The organism is Bacillus sp. N1(2025) (assembly GCF_053470005.1).
Window position 1 is genome coordinate 516,271 of record NZ_JBLTJB010000001.1, and the last position, 16,849, is coordinate 533,119.

Sequence of the window (16,849 nt, forward strand, 5' to 3'; positions counted from 1 at the left end):
TACATATGAGATGAAAGGGGGTTCTTTTTTTATGGGGCAAAGAAAGAATCGTGTAAAGGCATGGCTGACAAGAGCATTGGAAATTCCCCCGGACGTTATGATGGATCTGCCTCGTATTACGATGGTCGGCAGACTTCATATCTACATAGAGAATCACAGAGGCCTCCTGCTGTTCAGCGAAGAAGAAGTCAGGCTGATGCTCAAGCAGGGGCAATGTATCATATCAGGAAAAAACTTGGTCATTAAGGCAATCCTTCCTGAAGAAATTCTTTTGGAAGGCACGATAGATCACGTACGATATGTCGATTCATAAAGCCGGGGGGAAATAATGTGAAAAACAAATGGCTGTCATTTTTTTCGGGTAAAGTCCAAGTAGAAGTCAAAGGAAAAGGGATTGAACGGCTGCTGAATGAATGCACGAGAAACGGAATCGCCATCTTTGCGGTGAAAAAAAAGCAAGACTGTGTCCTGCTGATGATTCAGCTTCAGGATGTACATGCTTTCAGAAGAGTCATCAGAAAACATGAATGCAAAGCAAGCTTTACAAAAAGAAAGGGTCTTCCCTTTCTGCTTCTCAAATCAAAATTAAACCTGGGCTTCACTGCGGGATTTGTGATATTTTTTGTTATATTATTTCTTTTGTCCAACATGATTTGGGAAATTGATATTAAAGGGGCCAAGCCCGAAACCGAGCATCAGATGGTAAAGCACCTTGAAGAAATCGGTGTGAAAAAAGGCCGTTTGCAATTTTTAATGATGACGCCGGAGAAAATTCAAAAATCATTAACAAACGGTATCGATAATATTACGTGGGTCGGTGTGGAATTGAACGGGACAGCCCTTCATATGAAAGTGGTCGAAAAAAACGAACCGACAAAAGAAAAGTACGTGAGCCCCCGCCATATCGTTGCCAAAAAGAAGGCGGTCATCAAAAGGATGTTCGTGCAAAAGGGGCAGCCGATGGCTTTTGTGAACGATCATGTTGACAAAGGACAGCTCCTCGTCTCAGGACTGATCGGAAATGAAGACCGGAAAGTCGCCTCAAAAGCGGAAATTTACGGAGAAACATGGTACAAGTCAGAAGTAACCGTGCCTCTTGAAACATCATTTACGCTATATACGGGTAAAGTAAGGACGAAGCACAAGCTGTCTTTCGGATCATGGGGCGTGCCTTTTTGGGGCTTTGAATTTAATGAGAAGCCGCTGAAACATCCGAAAACAGAGGAAGAAAAGCATCCGTTTCAATTTCTGGGGATGAAGCTTCCGGTTTCTTACGTTCAAGAACAGACAAGAGAAAGTGAAACATCCGTGCGGACTTATACGAAAGGCGAAGCGGTTCAGGCCGGTATCAAAATGGGAAGACAAGATGTAGAAAAGCGATTAAACGGCAGCGGAGAGGTGGAAAGTGAAAAAGTTTTGCACCAATCCGTTGAGAATGGTAAAGTAAAGTTGATTATTCTCTACCAAGTTATAGAAGATATCGTTCAAACCACACCTATTGTTCAGGGAGACTAAAGAATGGCAGAACATTTACTTGCGATTAATCACAAACTGAAAAGCCCGGACGAAGCACTTTCTTTGTTCGGCAGCCAAGATGCCTTTTTACATTTAATGGAGAAGGATCTGGGCATTAGCCTCATCACACGCGGTGAAACCATTTACGTTTCCGGGAATGATGAAACATTTGAGATCGCTGACAGATTATTGGGCTCGCTCCTTACTTTAATTCGCAAGGGGATCGAGATTTCGGAACGTGATGTGCTGTATGCCGTGAAAATGGCAAAAAAAGATGAACTGGACTATTTTGAAAGCATGTATGAAGAGGAAATAACGAAAACGGCAAAAGGCAAACCGATCCGTGTCAAAACCATCGGCCAAAGAGAATATGTGGCGGCGATGAAGAAAAACGACATGGTGTTCGGCATCGGGCCCGCGGGAACCGGCAAAACTTATTTGGCGGTCGTAAAAGCGGTGCACGCTTTAAAAAACGGCCACATTAAAAAAATCATTTTAACAAGACCCGCTGTGGAAGCCGGCGAGAGCCTCGGCTTTCTGCCCGGAGATTTAAAGGAAAAAGTAGATCCTTATCTGCGCCCGCTGTATGACGCGCTCCATGATGTGCTCGGAAGCGACCATACGGAGCGTCTTATGGAAAGAGGGGTTATCGAAATCGCCCCGCTTGCCTATATGAGAGGGCGGACGCTTGACGACGCGTATGTGATTCTTGATGAAGCCCAGAATACCACTCCCGCTCAAATGAAAATGTTTTTGACGAGATTGGGTTTTGGCTCTAAAATGATCATTACGGGCGACGTAAGCCAAATTGACCTGCCGAAAGGCGTCACATCGGGACTTGCAGTAGCGAAGGACATGCTGAAGGACGTAAACGGCATCTCCGTGATTGAACTTGACCAGACAGATGTGGTCAGGCATCCGCTTGTTGCAAAAATTATTGAAGCTTATGATAAGCAAAAGTAATGCAAAAATGACCCGATCTCCCGTTATCGGGTCATTTTTATATGATGTGTTCCTGATGTTTCAGGGAGGAGGTTCTTGTTTTGAAAAAGAAGGGAAAGGGCAAAAGCGCCCGAGAACGGTTCCGCAGTTTCAGACATGCCCGCTCAGCCCATGTGCTGCTGTACCTGCTGCTTTCAGCGATCATGTTTGGTTTGCTCTTTATTCATGTAAAACCTGAATCACTTAATTTGGATTTGTTTGCAGTCAGTGATAAGACGATTTACGCGCCCGCCACAGTGGAAGATCAGCAGGCGACGGAATCGAAAAAGCAGGCGGCCGAAGATGCGGTGGAAGATCAATACACTCTGAAAAAAGGCTATACCGACAACCGGCTTGACCTGATTACTTCCATTTTTGACAGCATCGGCGAAGTGAAAAAAGATGCGGAAAAAGACAAAAAGTCACCTTCGGAAAAATCACTGGTAAAATCGGTGAAAAACAAGCTGACACAGGATGTCAATGAATCCGTCTCGGAAGATGCCATTAAATCGCTTCTCCATGCAAACAATGAAGATTTCTCATTTGTGAGGGATTCCGTCATTACCGCGGTGAATACGGTGATGAGCAGTGAAATTCCTTCTGAAAAGCTTGCCGAAGCGAAGGATAAGGTCGCAAAAGAGCTGAAAAGCGCTTCTGTGCCGTCAAAATATTTAGCGGCTGCGACTGAAATCGGAAAATACGCAGTCATCCCGAATTATGTATTTGATCCGAAAGCGACGGATGAAAAACGCCAGGAAGCGTCAGACAGCATCCAGCCGGTACAGATCAAACAAGGACAGGTTCTCGTGGAAGAGAATGATCTGATCGACCGGGAAGTATACAGGAAGCTCGAACTGACGGGGCTTTTGAATAATTCCAACCTGTTAAAACCGATCAGCGGTCTCCTTCTGATGATCGGGCTGTTTATTGCCACGCTTGTCTACTATTTTGAGAAACAGCAGCAGGAGCTTAAGCTGAAAAATAAATCTCTTTTGCTGTTTTCTATCATTACAACGCTTATTCTCGTCATTATGGAAGTCGTCAGTCTCTTTCAGAAGATTGAATACACCAATATCGGCTATCTTGTGCCGATCGCCGCCGGCGCGATTTTAATCAGGCTGCTGCTCAATGAAAGGCTCGCCATTTTAGGAAGCATTATTCTGGCGATCTGCGGCAGTATGATGTTTAATCAGGGTGTGACGGGAACATTTAATTACGTCATCGGCATTTACTATTTAATCAGTAGCATTTCAGGCATTCTGTTTTTGGGAAAACATAATGCGAGATCAAAAATATTGCAGGCGGGACTGTTCGTCTCATTTATTAATATGATTATCGTGCTGTCGCTTTTATTAATACAAAATACGGCGCTGTCACCGGTTGAAATCGGAACGCTGATGCTGATGGGGGCCGTCTCGGGACTTGCTTCATCCGTTCTGATTATCGGTCTGATGCCGTTTTTTGAGACGGGATTCGGCATTCTTTCAACGATGAGGCTGATTGAACTGTCTAATCCGAATCATCCCCTGCTTCGAAAGATTTTAACGGAAACACCCGGTACATATCATCACAGCGTCATGGTGGCAAATCTGTCGGAAGCGGCTTGTGAAGCCGTAGGGGCAAACGGTCTTTTAGCACGGGTCGGAGCGTATTATCACGATCTCGGCAAAACGAAACGTCCGCAATATTTTATTGAAAATCAGATGAATATGGATAATCCGCATGACAAGCTGTCTCCGCAGCTCAGCAAAAATATCATTATCGCACATACGACAGACGGTGCGAATATGCTCAGAAGCTATAAGTTTCCGAAAGAGCTTGTGGATATCGCGGAGCAGCATCACGGAACGTCCCTTTTGAAATTCTTTTATTATAAAGCGAAAGAAAAGGGCGACCAGATTACAGAGAAAGAGTTCCGCTACCCGGGGCCGAAGCCGCAATCGAAAGAAGCGGCTATTATCTCAGTGGCCGACAGCGTTGAAGCCGCCGTCCGTTCCATGCATAATCCCAATCCCGAGCGGATCGAAAAACTGGTGCGGGGAATTATATCCGATAAGCTTCAGGACGGACAATTCTCAGAATGTGATCTCACGTTCCGAGAACTGGATACGATCGCAAAAACACTATGTGCGACTTTAAAAGGAATTTTCCACTCCCGGATTGAATATCCGGAGGCTACGAAGAAGGTGAAATAAATGGGTTTACTCATAGATATTGTTGATGAAACGAACAGCGTCTCAGCTGATGCGCTCCAAGAAGTGGAGAAGCTGCTCCAATTCGCGGCGGAAAAAGAAGGCGTTCAGGATCAGGCTGAAGTATCGGTCACGATTGTGACAAATGAAGAAATCAGAGAAATCAACAGAGACTACCGGGGAAAAGACACTCCGACTGACGTCATTTCGTTTGCGCTTGAAGAAGAAGGCGAAGACGAGGTTGAAATCGTAGGCGCCGACATGCCGCCTGTTTTAGGAGATATTATCATCAGCGCAGACAGAACGGAAGAGCAGGCGGAAGAGTACGGCCATTCGTTTATGAGAGAGCTCGGTTTTCTGGCCGTGCACGGCTTTTTGCATTTGCTTGGCTATGATCACATGACAAAAGAAGAAGAGGAAGAAATGTTTTCAAAGCAAAAGGATTTGCTGGATGAGTATGGACTCACGAGATCATAAAAACGAGTGGAGCAGGTTCCTGAAGAGCTTTGTCCATGCATGGAGGGGAATCTGGAAAACGGCGCGGTCAGAGCGGAATTTTCAATTTCATATTACCGCGGCCTGCGCCGTTATCGTTTGCGGTTTTCTCACCGGGCTGAGCACAGCCGAATGGGCCGTTGTTTTGGTGCTGATCGGAGGGATGCTTGCTTTGGAGCTTTTAAATACGGCGATAGAGCATGTTGTGGATTTAGTTACCGATCAGTATCACCCGCTCGCAAAAGCGGCAAAGGACGCGGCCGCCGGAGCCGTTTGCGTCTTTGCCGTGATATCGTGTATCATTGGTTTACTCATCTTCTTGCCGAAGATATGTTAGCAGAAGATTCTTACAATTATTTTACATTGCCAAAAATGGGCGTGAAAAACCAATCATAATTATGTAAAATAAAAGTGACAGCGGTATCATACAGGATAAAGGTAAGAGAGGAATTAAGTACACATGAACAGACAAGAATTGATTGCAGAAGCATTAAAAGCGCGGGACACAGCGTATGTGCCGTATTCAAATTTCAGAGTGGGAGCCGCTCTTCTTACCAAAGACGGAAAAGTGTACAGAGGCTGCAACATTGAAAATGCGGCTTACAGCATGTGCAACTGTGCTGAACGCACGGCGATATTCAAAGCTGTTTCCGAGCGGGATACGGAATTTACGATGCTCGCCGTGGCTGCGGATACTCCGGGACCGGTTTCGCCGTGCGGAGCCTGCAGACAAGTAATTTCCGAGCTGTGCTCAAAGGATATGCTTGTTATTCTGACCAACTTACAAGGACAAATAAAAGAAATGACTGCGGAAGAATTATTGCCGGGCGCATTTTCATCGGAGGATTTACATGACGAACGAAAGCTTTAAATCAGGATTTGTATCTATCATCGGAAGGCCGAACGTAGGAAAGTCTACCTTTTTAAACAGGGTTATCGGTCAAAAGATCGCCATCATGAGCGACAAACCCCAGACGACAAGAAATAAAGTCCAAGGGGTGCTGACAACCGGCACGTCGCAGACCATTTTTATTGATACACCGGGCATTCACAAACCAAAGCACAAGCTTGGCGACTTTATGATGAAAGTGGCGCAGAATACGCTGAAAGAAGTTGACTTGGTGTTATTTATGATTAACGCCGAAGAAGGGTACGGAAAAGGCGACGAGTTTATCATTGAAAAGCTCGGACAGACGTCCACGCCGGTCTTTCTGATCGTAAACAAAATTGATAAGATCCACCCCGACCAGCTGCTTCTTTTAATTGATGAGTACCGTACGCGCTATCCGTTTAAGGAAATCGTGCCGATCTCAGCTTTGGAAGGGAACAACGTTGAAACCCTTCTCGCGCAGATTGAAGCGTATTTACCGGAAGGGCCTCAGTTCTATCCGAGCGATCAGGTGACTGACCATCCCGAGCGGTTCATTATTTCTGAACTGGTCAGGGAAAAGGTGCTCCATCTGACAAGGGAAGAAGTGCCGCACAGCATCGCTGTCGCTATCGAGTCCATTAAAGGGCAGGAAAACGGCTCCGTCCATGTCGCCGCCACCATTGTGGTCGAGCGGGATTCTCAAAAAGGCATCGTCATCGGCAAAAAAGGAGCGCTTCTGAAAGAAGTCGGCAAAAGAGCGCGGGCTGATATTGAAGCTCTTTTGGGCTCACGAGTTTACCTGGAATTATGGGTGAAGGTGCAGAAGGACTGGCGGAATAAAATGTCTCAGCTGCGTGATTTCGGCTTTAAAGAGGATGAATATTAATTCATCTAAGGCGCATGCCTGAGGTGTGAGATTACCTCACAGAAGCAGGGATTCGTTAGCAAAATTTGTTTAACATGAAAAGGAGGACATCAGGTCAAGATAAGGGTAAGAATTTGGATTGCAAAGCTAGTTTAATGATGAAAGGTGGGTTTTTTGTGTTGAATTTTACCTGGAACGTATTTTCTCAAACAGGAAGTGTTGATACGTACCTTCTTTTTAAAGAACTGGAAAAAGAGAACCTGGAAAGACCCGAAGAACCGGAAGATGAGCTAGCCCGAATTGATTTTCCAATTTTGTAAACCTCTTGGCCCCTCCCGTTGTTGGAAGGTGCGGAAATGCTGACTAAATGTGAAGGAATCGTGCTCCGTACGAATGACTACGGGGAGACGAATAAAATCGTGACATTGCTGACGAGGGAACACGGCAAAATCGGCGTCATGGCAAGGGGCGCCAGGAAGTCAGTCAGCCGGCTGTCAGCAGTCAGCCAGCCGTTTTTGTACGGGTCATTTTTAATGCAAAGAACATCCGGACTCGGCACGCTCCAGCAGGGTGAAATGATTCTCAGCATGAGAACGATCAGAGAAGATTTATTTTTGACGGCGTATGCCGCTTTTATCGCTGAACTCACTGACAAAGGAACGGAAGAGAAGAAACCGAACCCCTATTTATTCGAATTGATTCTCGAATCCTTTAAGAGGCTGAATGACGGGACTGACCCGGACGTGATCACCTTCATCGTGCAGATGAAAATGCTCGGCGTCATGGGGCTGTATCCGGAGCTGAATCATTGTGTCCACTGCAAAAGCGGGGAAGGGACGTTTCATTTTTCGATAAGAGATAACGGGTTTATCTGCCACCGCTGCTTTGAAAAGGATCCGTACAGAGTTCCGATTTCGCCGCAAACGGCAAGGCTGCTAAGGCTTTTTTATTACTTTGATATCGGAAGGCTCGGCAGCGTCTCGTTAAAACAGGAAACCAAAAACGAAATTAAACGGGTCATTGATCTGTATTACGAGGAATACTCAGGACTTTATTTAAAGTCAAAACGGTTTTTAGACCAGATGGAAAGCATGAAGAACCTTTTGGATGAAAACAAAAGTTGACATTCTGCCCATCTTTTTATATGATCATTTATTATAAAATATGTTGCAGTGACAGAAAGAAGTACTTGCGTCCAACTCATACAAGCGACCTTAGGGCAGTGTAAGCTAAGGATGAGCGCGCAACGAAAGGCATTCTCGAGCAACCCTTTAAAAAGAGGCTGAGTGATTCACATCCTCAGCAACTAGGGTGGAACCGCGGGAGAACTCTCGTCCCTATGTTTGCGGCCGGCAAGCATAGAGACGGGAGTTTTTTGGTTGCCGCTGCACTTGTAAAAGAATGGAGAAAGTGGAGGTGCTTGAAATGAACATTCAAGATATGATTTTAACCTTGCAGAAGCACTGGTCGAATGAAGGCTGTGTGCTCATGCAGTCGTATGATGTGGAGAAAGGCGCAGGTACAATGAGCCCGTATACATTTTTACGAAGCATCGGGCCGGAACCGTGGAGAGTGGCTTACGTTGAGCCGTCCAGACGGCCTGCGGACGGACGGTACGGTGAAAACCCGAACAGGCTCTATCAGCATCACCAATTCCAAGTCATTATCAAGCCGTCGCCTGATAACATTCAAGAGCTTTACCTTGATTCATTGCGTGCGCTCGGCATTGACCCGCTTGAACATGATATCCGTTTCGTAGAAGACAACTGGGAAAACCCGTCTTTAGGCTGTGCAGGTCTCGGATGGGAAGTATGGCTTGACGGGATGGAAATTACTCAGTTTACATACTTCCAGCAGGTGGGCGGAATTGAATGTAAACCGGTATCCGTTGAGATCACATATGGTATTGAACGTCTCGCGTCATATATTCAGGATAAAGAAAACGTCTTTGATCTTGAATGGACGTCAGGATTTACTGTGAAAGATTTATTTATGATGGCTGAATATGAGCATTCCGTTTATACTTTTGAAACATCTGACGTGGATATGCTTTTCCATTTGTTCAGCACCTATGAAAAAGAAGCGATCAGACAAATGGATAACGGGCTCGTGCATCCGGCCTATGATTATGTGCTGAAATGCTCTCACACATTTAATCTGCTCGATGCAAAAGGCGCGATCTCGGTGACAGAGCGGACGGGTTATATCGGCCGTGTCCGCAACTTAGCGAGAAAAGTGGCAAAAACGTATTATGAAGAACGGGAAAAATTAGGGTTCCCAATGCTTAAAGAGGAGGGCTCTTCCCATGAGTAAACAAGACTTGCTTTTAGAGATCGGACTCGAGGAAATGCCGGCGCGGTTTTTACATGACAGCATGGTGCAGCTCGGTGAAAAGCTGACCGGCTGGCTGGCTGAAAAAAATATCGCCCATGGCGAAGTGAAACTTTTTAATACGCCGAGACGTCTGGCAGTATATATAAAAGACGTAGCAGAAAAACAGGCTGATATTCAGGAAGAAGCAAAAGGCCCTGCGAAAAAAATCGCTCTGGATGCTGACGGAAACTGGACAAAAGCCGCTATCGGATTTTCAAAAGGCCAAGGCGCCGGAGTGGATGACCTGTATATAAAAGATGTAAACGGCACGGAATATGTCTTCGTTCAAAAATTCCAGGCGGGACAAGAGACGAAGACACTTTTACCGCAGCTGGAAAATTTGATTGCCGGAATGCATTTTCCGAAAAACATGCGCTGGGGCACGCAGGATCTGCGCTATATCCGTCCGATCAAATGGATTGCCGCCCTCTTTGGAAAAGACGTCATTCCGTTTGAAATCACAAATGTCGAGACGGGCCGGAACACGCAGGGACACCGCTTTCTCGGCCAAGAAGTATCTGTTGATACGCCGGCATCATACGAAAAACTGCTGAAAGAACAAAGCGTCATTGCTGACCCGAAAGAACGCAAACAAATGATCCAAAGCCAGCTGGACGCGCTTGCGGCCGAGAAGAAATGGAACATTCCGATCGATGAGGACCTGCTGAACGAAGTCAACCATCTGGTGGAATACCCGACGGCGCTTTACGGATCTTTTGAATCCGAGTTTCTTTCAATCCCTGAAGAAGTGCTTGTGACAACAATGAAAGAGCATCAGCGCTACTTCCCGGTAAAAGATGAAAACGGGAATCTGCTGCCTCATTTTATTACGGTAAGAAACGGGAACAGCCATGCAATTGAAAATGTTGCCCGCGGAAACGAGAAAGTGCTGAGAGCAAGGCTTTCGGATGCTGCGTTCTTCTACAAAGAAGACCAAAAGCTGAACATTGATGAAAACGTGAAGAAACTGGAAAATATCGTTTTCCATGAAGAGCTCGGCTCCCTTGGAGATAAAGTAAGAAGAGTGGCCGCCATTGCGGGCAAACTTGCCGTCCGCCTGAAAGCGGATGAACAGACGCAAAAACTTGTGAAGCGCGCCGCAGAGATTTCTAAATTTGACTTGGTTACACATATGATCTATGAGTTCCCTGAGCTTCAAGGCGTAATGGGAGAAAAATATGCGCGCATGCTCGGTGAAGATGATGCCGTCGCTGCCGCTGTCAATGAGCACTATATGCCGAGAGCGGCCGGGGGAGAAGTGCCTTCAACCTTTACCGGCGCGGTCGTGGCGTTAGCTGATAAACTGGATACGATTGCTTCCTTCTTCAGCATTGACGTAATTCCGACAGGTTCTCAGGATCCGTACGGATTGCGCCGTCAGGCAAGCGGCATCGTTTCCATTCTGATCGACCGCAATTGGGGCATTTCGTTTAAAGAGCTTCTGTCATTGACAGAAACGGAAAAAGAAAATGAGCTCCTCGATTTCTTTACACAGCGTCTGAAATACGTCTTAAACGCTGAAGACATCCGTCATGACGTTATTGAAGCCGTTCTGGACAGCACAGAGCTTGAGCCGTATGCAGCCGTTCATAAGGCAAGAGTGCTTGAGAAGCACCTTGGCACACCCGGCTTTAAAGAAACGGCTGAATCACTCGGCCGGGTTATCTCTATCAGCAAAAAAGGCGAGAGCCGGGATATCAAGCCGGATCTGTTTGAAAATGAACAGGAGAAAAAGCTGTTTGACGCTTATCAAAAAACAAAAGACAGTGTCGCGGAAAGCTTTGCCTCCAAAAACTATGAACAGGCGCTTGATGTGCTCAGCGGATTAAAGGAGCCGATTGAAGACTACTTTAATCACACGATGGTAAATGCGGACGATGAAGCATTAAAAACCAACCGTTTAGCGCAAATGACCGCTCTTGCAGATGTGATCAAGTCTTTTGCTAATATGAATCATCTTATTGTAAAATAAAGAAAAAGACGGTTGCTGTGTGATCGGCAATCGTCTTTTCCCCTTTTACATAAACATCACAGAATGAAAACATAGATAAAGAAACCCTTCCATAAAGGTGGTGAGTACGATCGAATTAAATAAACGGCAAGAACAAATTTTACAGATTGTAAAGGAAAACGGCCCGATTACCGGCGAGCATATCGCAGAACAGCTCAATTTAACGAGGGCCACGCTGCGGCCGGACTTGGCCATACTCACCATGTCAGGCTTCTTAGAGGCCCGTCCGCGGGTCGGTTATTTTTATACGGGGAAAACGGGAAATCAGCTGCTTGCGGATAAACTGAAAAAGCTGCAAGTGAAAGATTTTCAATCGATCCCTGTTGTCATCAATGAAAATGTCTCGGTATACGATGCCATCTGCACCATGTTTTTAGAAGATGTCGGCACGTTATTTGTCGTAGATCGTGATGCTGTCTTAGTCGGTGTGCTGTCACGCAAAGATTTGCTGCGGGCGAGCATCGGCCAGCAGGAACTTGCCTCAATACCGGTTCATATTATCATGACAAGAATGCCGAATATCGCCGTCTGCCGGCGTGACGATTATGTGATGGACATCGCCAAGTATTTAATTGAAAAACAGATCGATGCCCTGCCCGTTATTAAAGATACGGATAAAGGCTTTGAGGTCATCGGCCGGTTTACCAAAACGAATATGACTAAGATACTTGTCAGTTTATCAGAAAATGAAATCATATAAGCTTGAAAACTAACGGGGGGATAACATGGACAATCGCATCATTTATGTAGTATCAGACTCAGTCGGAGAAACCGCCGAACTCGTTGTAAAAGCCTCGCTCAGCCAGTTTAACGGCTCAGCCGATGATACGCATATCAGAAGAATACCTTATGTGGAAGATATCGGCACCATTAATGAAGTCGTGTCTCTCGCCAAAGCGGACGGCGGCATTATTTGTTTTACGCTCGTTGTTCCTGAAATACGCAAATACCTGGTTGAACAAGCGGAAAAAGCGAATGTGCTGTATTACGATATTATCGGTCCGCTCATCGATAAAATGGAATCGGCTTACGGTCTGACCGCCAAATATGAACCGGGCCGCGTCCGCCAGCTTGATGAAGATTATTTCAAAAAGGTCGAGGCGATCGAGTTTGCCGTCAAATATGACGATGGCAGAGATCCAAGAGGCATTTTAAAAGCCGATATCATCCTGCTCGGAGTATCCAGAACGTCTAAAACCCCATTATCACAATATCTTGCCCATAAGCGTCTGAAAGTGGCCAATGTGCCGATCGTTCCTGAGGTCGATCCGCCGGAAGAACTGTTCAGCGTTGATCCGAAAAAATGCATCGGCTTAAAAATCAGCCCTGATAAACTGAACCATATACGAAAAGAACGGTTAAAATCTCTCGGCTTAAATGACAAAGCCATTTATGCCAATATCAACAGAATTAAAGAAGAGCTGGAGTATTTTGAGAAAATCGTGGACCGGATCGGCTGCCAAGTCGTTGATGTTTCGAATAAAGCGGTCGAGGAAACAGCGAACATCATTCATCATCTCAAAACAAAGGGCCGATAACTCAGGACGCTTTATCCTGGGTTTTTGGGTATGCAAATAGGGAATAAACAAAAAGGATGGCATCTTCGCGAAGTTTGTATTATAATAAAAAATTGTGATAAAATGTTTATTTTTAGGTTTAAGCTTCGTGTGATACGAATAAACTATTATGGGTAAGATGTCAAGAATAACTCCCGGAAATTTTTCGACAAAGCTCAAAATAGATCCGCAGTCATGGAGCATATGCGATTTCGCTTGTTTTTATGCAGGAGATTGATGGAGGGATGGAGAATTAGTCTTCTAAATGAAAAAGAAAAGACGATTTTTGTCGATGCAGACGCATGCCCCGTAAAAGAGGAAATAATGCTCATTGCATCGCAATTCAGCGTTCGGGTTATTTTCGTCGCATCATTTGAACACTACCAGCTTTCCAGAAGCAAAGACGAGAACTGGGTATACGTTGATCCTCATAAAGAAGCGGCGGATTTATATATCGCAAACCATGTGAGATCGGGAGACGTCGTAGTCACGCAGGATATCGGTTTAGCCTCTCTTTTGCTGAACAGAAATATTGCCGTCTTATCGGAAAGGGGCCGTTCTTATACTGAAGACACGATTGACTTCGCTCTGATGAGCCGTCATATGTCAGGCAAAATGAGAAGAAGCGGCATTCATTCCAAAGGACCTAAAAAATTAAATAAAGAAGATCGGAATCGATTTGTTACCCTGCTTAAAAAAATCCTGTCGAATGATGAAGGGATTTCAAATCAAAACATCGAATAATGTACGACGGAGTGTTATAAGATGGGAAACCGCATACCAGATGAAGTAGTTAATCAGGTGCAGCAGTCAGCAGACATTGTTGAAGTCATAGGTGATTATGTCCAATTGAAAAAGCAAGGCCGCAACTACTTTGGGCTCTGTCCGTTTCACGGGGAAAACACGCCCTCGTTTTCCGTCTCCAGCGATAAGCAGATCTTTCATTGCTTCGGATGCGGTGCGGGCGGGAACGTTTTCTCTTTCTTACGGCAGATGGAAGGCTATTCATTTACGGAAGCTGTTTCTCACCTTGCGGATAAATATCAGATTGATTTCCCTGATGATATAACGATTCACTCTGCATCCAGGCCGGAATCTTCCGGAGAGCAGAAGATGGCGGAAGCCCACGAGCTTCTGAAGAAATTTTACCATCATTTGCTAATAAATACAAAGGAAGGCCAGGAAGCGTTAGATTACCTTTTATCAAGGGGTTTTACGAAAGAGCTCATAGATGAGTTTGAAATCGGCTACGCGCTGGATTCCTGGGATTTCATGACGAAATTCTTGAAAAAGCGCGGTTTTGAGGAAGAACTGATGGAAAAAGCGGGTCTGCTGATCAGAAGGGAAGACGGCAGCGGGTATTTTGACCGTTTCAGAAACAGAATTATGTTTCCCATTCATGATCACCACGGAGCCGTGGCGGCTTTTTCAGGAAGGGCGCTCGGAAGCCAGCAGCCGAAATATATGAACAGCCCGGAAACGCCGCTGTTTCATAAATCTAAGCTGCTGTATAACTTTCATAAGGCGCGCCTGCCGATCAGGAAAGAGGAGAGAGCCGTTCTGTTTGAAGGCTTCGCTGACGTCATATCCGCCGTCAGCTCAGGCGTAAAAGAAAGTATCGCCACAATGGGGACGTCGCTCACCGAAGAACATGTGAAAATCCTCAGGAGAAATGTTCAGGAGGTCATTCTCTGCTACGATTCGGATAAAGCCGGGTACGAAGCTACGCTGAAAGCGGCCGGCCTGCTCCAGAAAGCCGATTGTAAGGTAAGAGTAAGCATGCTGCCTGACGGGCTTGATCCTGATGATTATATCAGAACCCGGGGCGGAGAAAAATTCCGGACCGATATCATTGATGCAAGCGTTACGGTCATGGCTTTTAAAATGCAATATTTCCGCAAAGGGAAAAACTTATCTGACGAAGGAGACCGGCTCGCTTACATGAAAGAAGTGCTGAAAGAAATCAGCGCTCTTTCCGGGTCGCTTGAGCAGGAAATGTATGTGAAGCAGCTCGCCTCGGAATTTTCTCTTTCGGTAGAATCTTTGACGGAACAGCTTTCCATCTACGCCAGACAAAACGCCCCCGGCGACAAAAACGCTGAACCGCAGACAAGACGGGCCCGGGTGACGACAAAAGCGAAACGGCGCCGTCTCCGTCCCGCCTATGAGAACGCGGAAAGACTTCTGCTCGCTCATATGCTGAGAGACCGAAACGTCATAAAGAAAGTGATTGAGCGTGTCGGCTTTGAATTTAACATTGACGGACATCGTGCGCTGGCAGCATACCTGTACGCTGTTTATGAAGAGGGTGCTGACATGACGCCGCAGCATCTTATGGCGAGAATGCAGGATGAGGAAATCAGCCAGCTGCTTTCAGATATAGGGATGCTCCAAGTAAACGAGGAGCTCTCAGAGGCCGAGTTATCCGATTACGTAAAAAAAGTGTTGGATCACCGAAAATGGTCAATGATAAAGGAAAAAGAAGCAGAAAGAGCGGATGCGGAGAGGCAGAAAGACTTCGTGAAAGCTGCGTCTCTGGCTCAAGAAATTGTTGCATTGAACCGATCATTAAAGTAACACCAAAAAGAGGCTTGCGTTCTGATTGGCAATGATTCCTTGCGGAGGAGCAAATAGATCGCTTAACCTCATCATGAATTGTCATTTATTATCCGCAGCCCTGCATGCTGAAAAAGAGAGAAGGCTTCCGGGTCGGATAAGAAACATACCGCTTTTAGAATTCGTTGCAAGCTTTGGAAGGAGGGATCCATAATGGCTGATAAACAAACCCACGAAACAGAAACAGAACTTACATTAGACCAGGTAAAAGAACAGCTTACTGAAACTGGAAAAAAACGTGGCGTTTTAACATATGAAGAAATTGCTGAACGCATGTCCAGCTTTGAAATTGAATCAGACCAAATGGATGAGTATTATGAATTTTTAGGAGAACAAGGTGTTGAATTAATTAGTGAAAATGAAGAAACGGAAGATCCTAATATTCAACAGCTTGCCAAAGCCGAAGAAGAATTTGACCTTAATGACCTCAGCGTACCGCCTGGCGTAAAGATCAATGATCCAGTCCGCATGTACCTTAAGGAAATCGGACGGGTAAATCTTCTTTCTGCTAAAGAAGAAATCACCTACGCTCAAAAAATTGAAGAGGGTGACGAGGAATCTAAACGCAGACTGGCTGAAGCAAACCTTCGTTTAGTTGTCAGCATTGCTAAACGGTATGTCGGCCGCGGCATGCTTTTCTTAGACTTGATCCAAGAAGGAAACATGGGTCTCATGAAAGCCGTCGAGAAGTTTGACTACCGTAAAGGATATAAATTCAGTACGTATGCGACTTGGTGGATCAGACAGGCGATTACACGCGCCATCGCTGACCAGGCGAGAACAATCCGTATCCCGGTTCACATGGTGGAAACCATCAACAAATTAATCCGGGTGCAGCGTCAGCTTCTTCAGGATCTTGGCAGAGAGCCGACACCGGAAGAGATTGCTGAAGACATGGATCTTACGCCTGAAAAAGTCCGTGAAATATTAAAAATTGCTCAAGAGCCTGTTTCTTTAGAAACGCCGATCGGTGAAGAAGACGACTCACATCTCGGTGACTTCATCGAAGACCAGGAAGCGACATCTCCGTCGGATCATGCGGCATATGAGCTTTTAAAAGAACAGCTGGAAGATGTGCTGGATACGTTGACAGATCGTGAAGAAAACGTGCTGCGTCTCCGTTTCGGTCTGGATGACGGACGCACAAGAACTTTGGAAGAAGTCGGCAAAGTGTTTGGAGTAACGAGAGAGCGTATTCGCCAAATTGAAGCAAAAGCGCTTCGCAAATTGAGACATCCGAGCAGAAGCAAACGTCTGAAGGATTTTCTCGAATAGAATGGAACGGGTCTTTTTGATCCGTTCTTTTTTATGTATAAGATATATGGATAATATACCTTTATTTTACTGGATAAGCATATGTTTTGCAAATGAGTT

General features: G+C 45.6%; 16 protein-coding genes and 1 pseudogene. All 17 read left to right on the forward strand.

The window, feature by feature from the left end:
- Positions 1 to 31: 31 nt before the first annotated feature.
- The 17 genes and pseudogenes from yqfC to rpoD all read left to right on the forward strand — a co-directional run bounded on the left by yqfC (position 32) and on the right by rpoD (position 16,750).
- Positions 32 to 313, forward strand: a complete 282-nt coding sequence (yqfC, locus tag ACNFN4_RS02890) for a sporulation protein YqfC (protein WP_003152966.1) — start codon at positions 32 to 34, stop codon at positions 311 to 313.
- Between the two features lie 17 nt (positions 314 to 330).
- Positions 331 to 1,555 (forward strand): annotated as a pseudogene (gene yqfD / locus ACNFN4_RS02895) (sporulation protein YqfD).
- On the forward strand, positions 1,519 to 2,478 hold the full coding sequence (locus tag ACNFN4_RS02900; RefSeq protein WP_007408283.1) for a PhoH family protein: 960 nt from the start codon (positions 1,519 to 1,521) through the stop codon (positions 2,476 to 2,478). The pseudogene yqfD and the gene ACNFN4_RS02900 overlap by 37 nt, the downstream one beginning before the upstream one ends.
- A gap of 80 nt (positions 2,479 to 2,558) precedes the next feature.
- Entirely contained in the window at positions 2,559 to 4,691 is a 2,133-nt protein-coding gene (locus tag ACNFN4_RS02905) for an HD family phosphohydrolase (RefSeq protein ID WP_448199987.1), read from the forward strand.
- Positions 4,692 to 5,165, forward strand: a complete 474-nt coding sequence (ybeY, locus tag ACNFN4_RS02910) for an rRNA maturation RNase YbeY (protein WP_053284930.1) — start codon at positions 4,692 to 4,694, stop codon at positions 5,163 to 5,165.
- Positions 5,146 to 5,520 (forward strand): diacylglycerol kinase family protein, encoded by a 375-nt coding sequence (locus tag ACNFN4_RS02915; RefSeq protein WP_003152974.1) that lies wholly within the window; start codon positions 5,146 to 5,148, stop codon positions 5,518 to 5,520. The genes ybeY and ACNFN4_RS02915 overlap by 20 nt, the downstream gene beginning before the upstream one ends.
- A gap of 123 nt (positions 5,521 to 5,643) precedes the next feature.
- Positions 5,644 to 6,054, forward strand: a complete 411-nt coding sequence (locus ACNFN4_RS02920) for a cytidine deaminase (protein ID WP_182071841.1) — start codon at positions 5,644 to 5,646, stop codon at positions 6,052 to 6,054.
- The gene (gene era, locus ACNFN4_RS02925) at positions 6,035 to 6,940 is read left to right on the forward strand and encodes a GTPase Era (protein ID WP_448199988.1); all 906 of its coding nucleotides are present in this window, start codon (positions 6,035 to 6,037) and stop codon (positions 6,938 to 6,940) included. Before ACNFN4_RS02920 ends, era begins: the two co-directional genes overlap by 20 nt.
- A gap of 155 nt (positions 6,941 to 7,095) precedes the next feature.
- A complete protein-coding gene (locus ACNFN4_RS02930) occupies positions 7,096 to 7,239 on the forward strand; it encodes a YqzL family protein (RefSeq protein ID WP_007408286.1) in 144 nt (47 codons plus the stop codon).
- A gap of 36 nt (positions 7,240 to 7,275) precedes the next feature.
- Positions 7,276 to 8,043: a DNA repair protein RecO gene (recO, locus tag ACNFN4_RS02935; protein ID WP_448199989.1), complete on the forward strand. Its 768-nt coding sequence runs from the start codon at positions 7,276 to 7,278 to the stop codon at positions 8,041 to 8,043.
- Positions 8,044 to 8,344: 301 nt separating this feature from the next.
- Complete coding sequence (gene glyQ, locus ACNFN4_RS02940; protein WP_003152984.1) at positions 8,345 to 9,232, forward strand: glycine--tRNA ligase subunit alpha; 888 nt, start codon at positions 8,345 to 8,347, stop codon at positions 9,230 to 9,232.
- Positions 9,225 to 11,264, forward strand: a complete 2,040-nt coding sequence (gene glyS / locus ACNFN4_RS02945) for a glycine--tRNA ligase subunit beta (RefSeq protein WP_021494328.1) — start codon at positions 9,225 to 9,227, stop codon at positions 11,262 to 11,264. The genes glyQ and glyS overlap by 8 nt, the downstream gene beginning before the upstream one ends.
- 100 nt (positions 11,265 to 11,364) lie before the next feature.
- The gene (gene ccpN, locus ACNFN4_RS02950) at positions 11,365 to 12,003 is read left to right on the forward strand and encodes a transcriptional regulator CcpN (protein WP_003152989.1); all 639 of its coding nucleotides are present in this window, start codon (positions 11,365 to 11,367) and stop codon (positions 12,001 to 12,003) included.
- 25 nt (positions 12,004 to 12,028) lie between these two features.
- Entirely contained in the window at positions 12,029 to 12,841 is an 813-nt protein-coding gene (locus ACNFN4_RS02955; RefSeq protein ID WP_017418169.1) for a pyruvate, water dikinase regulatory protein, read from the forward strand.
- A gap of 255 nt (positions 12,842 to 13,096) precedes the next feature.
- Positions 13,097 to 13,603, forward strand: a complete 507-nt coding sequence (locus ACNFN4_RS02960) for a YaiI/YqxD family protein (RefSeq protein WP_014418404.1) — start codon at positions 13,097 to 13,099, stop codon at positions 13,601 to 13,603.
- A 21-nt stretch (positions 13,604 to 13,624) separates the two neighbouring features.
- A complete protein-coding gene (gene dnaG / locus ACNFN4_RS02965; protein WP_007408290.1) occupies positions 13,625 to 15,436 on the forward strand; it encodes a DNA primase in 1,812 nt (603 codons plus the stop codon).
- Positions 15,437 to 15,628: 192 nt separating this feature from the next.
- Positions 15,629 to 16,750 (forward strand): RNA polymerase sigma factor RpoD, encoded by a 1,122-nt coding sequence (gene rpoD / locus ACNFN4_RS02970; protein ID WP_003152998.1) that lies wholly within the window; start codon positions 15,629 to 15,631, stop codon positions 16,748 to 16,750.
- The last annotated feature ends 99 nt before the right edge of the window (positions 16,751 to 16,849 follow it).

Excerpts from the sequence above, each read along its gene's own strand:
- ybeY (WP_053284930.1), top strand. The coding sequence starts at position 4,692 with ATGGGTTTACTCATAGATATTGTTGATGAAACGAACAGCGTCTCAGCT.
- rpoD (WP_003152998.1), top strand. The coding sequence starts at position 15,629 with ATGGCTGATAAACAAACCCACGAAACAGAAACAGAACTTACATTAGAC.
- glyS (WP_021494328.1), top strand. The coding sequence starts at position 9,225 with ATGAGTAAACAAGACTTGCTTTTAGAGATCGGACTCGAGGAAATGCCG.
- era (WP_448199988.1), top strand. The coding sequence starts at position 6,035 with ATGACGAACGAAAGCTTTAAATCAGGATTTGTATCTATCATCGGAAGG.
- ACNFN4_RS02920 (WP_182071841.1), top strand. The coding sequence starts at position 5,644 with ATGAACAGACAAGAATTGATTGCAGAAGCATTAAAAGCGCGGGACACA.
- ACNFN4_RS02900 (WP_007408283.1), top strand. The coding sequence starts at position 1,519 with ATGGCAGAACATTTACTTGCGATTAATCACAAACTGAAAAGCCCGGAC.
- ACNFN4_RS02915 (WP_003152974.1), top strand. The coding sequence starts at position 5,146 with ATGGACTCACGAGATCATAAAAACGAGTGGAGCAGGTTCCTGAAGAGC.
- yqfC (WP_003152966.1), top strand. The coding sequence starts at position 32 with ATGGGGCAAAGAAAGAATCGTGTAAAGGCATGGCTGACAAGAGCATTG.
- glyQ (WP_003152984.1), top strand. The coding sequence starts at position 8,345 with ATGAACATTCAAGATATGATTTTAACCTTGCAGAAGCACTGGTCGAAT.
- ACNFN4_RS02955 (WP_017418169.1), top strand. The coding sequence starts at position 12,029 with ATGGACAATCGCATCATTTATGTAGTATCAGACTCAGTCGGAGAAACC.
- dnaG (WP_007408290.1), top strand. The coding sequence starts at position 13,625 with ATGGGAAACCGCATACCAGATGAAGTAGTTAATCAGGTGCAGCAGTCA.
- ACNFN4_RS02960 (WP_014418404.1), top strand. The coding sequence starts at position 13,097 with ATGGAGGGATGGAGAATTAGTCTTCTAAATGAAAAAGAAAAGACGATT.
- recO (WP_448199989.1), top strand. The coding sequence starts at position 7,276 with ATGCTGACTAAATGTGAAGGAATCGTGCTCCGTACGAATGACTACGGG.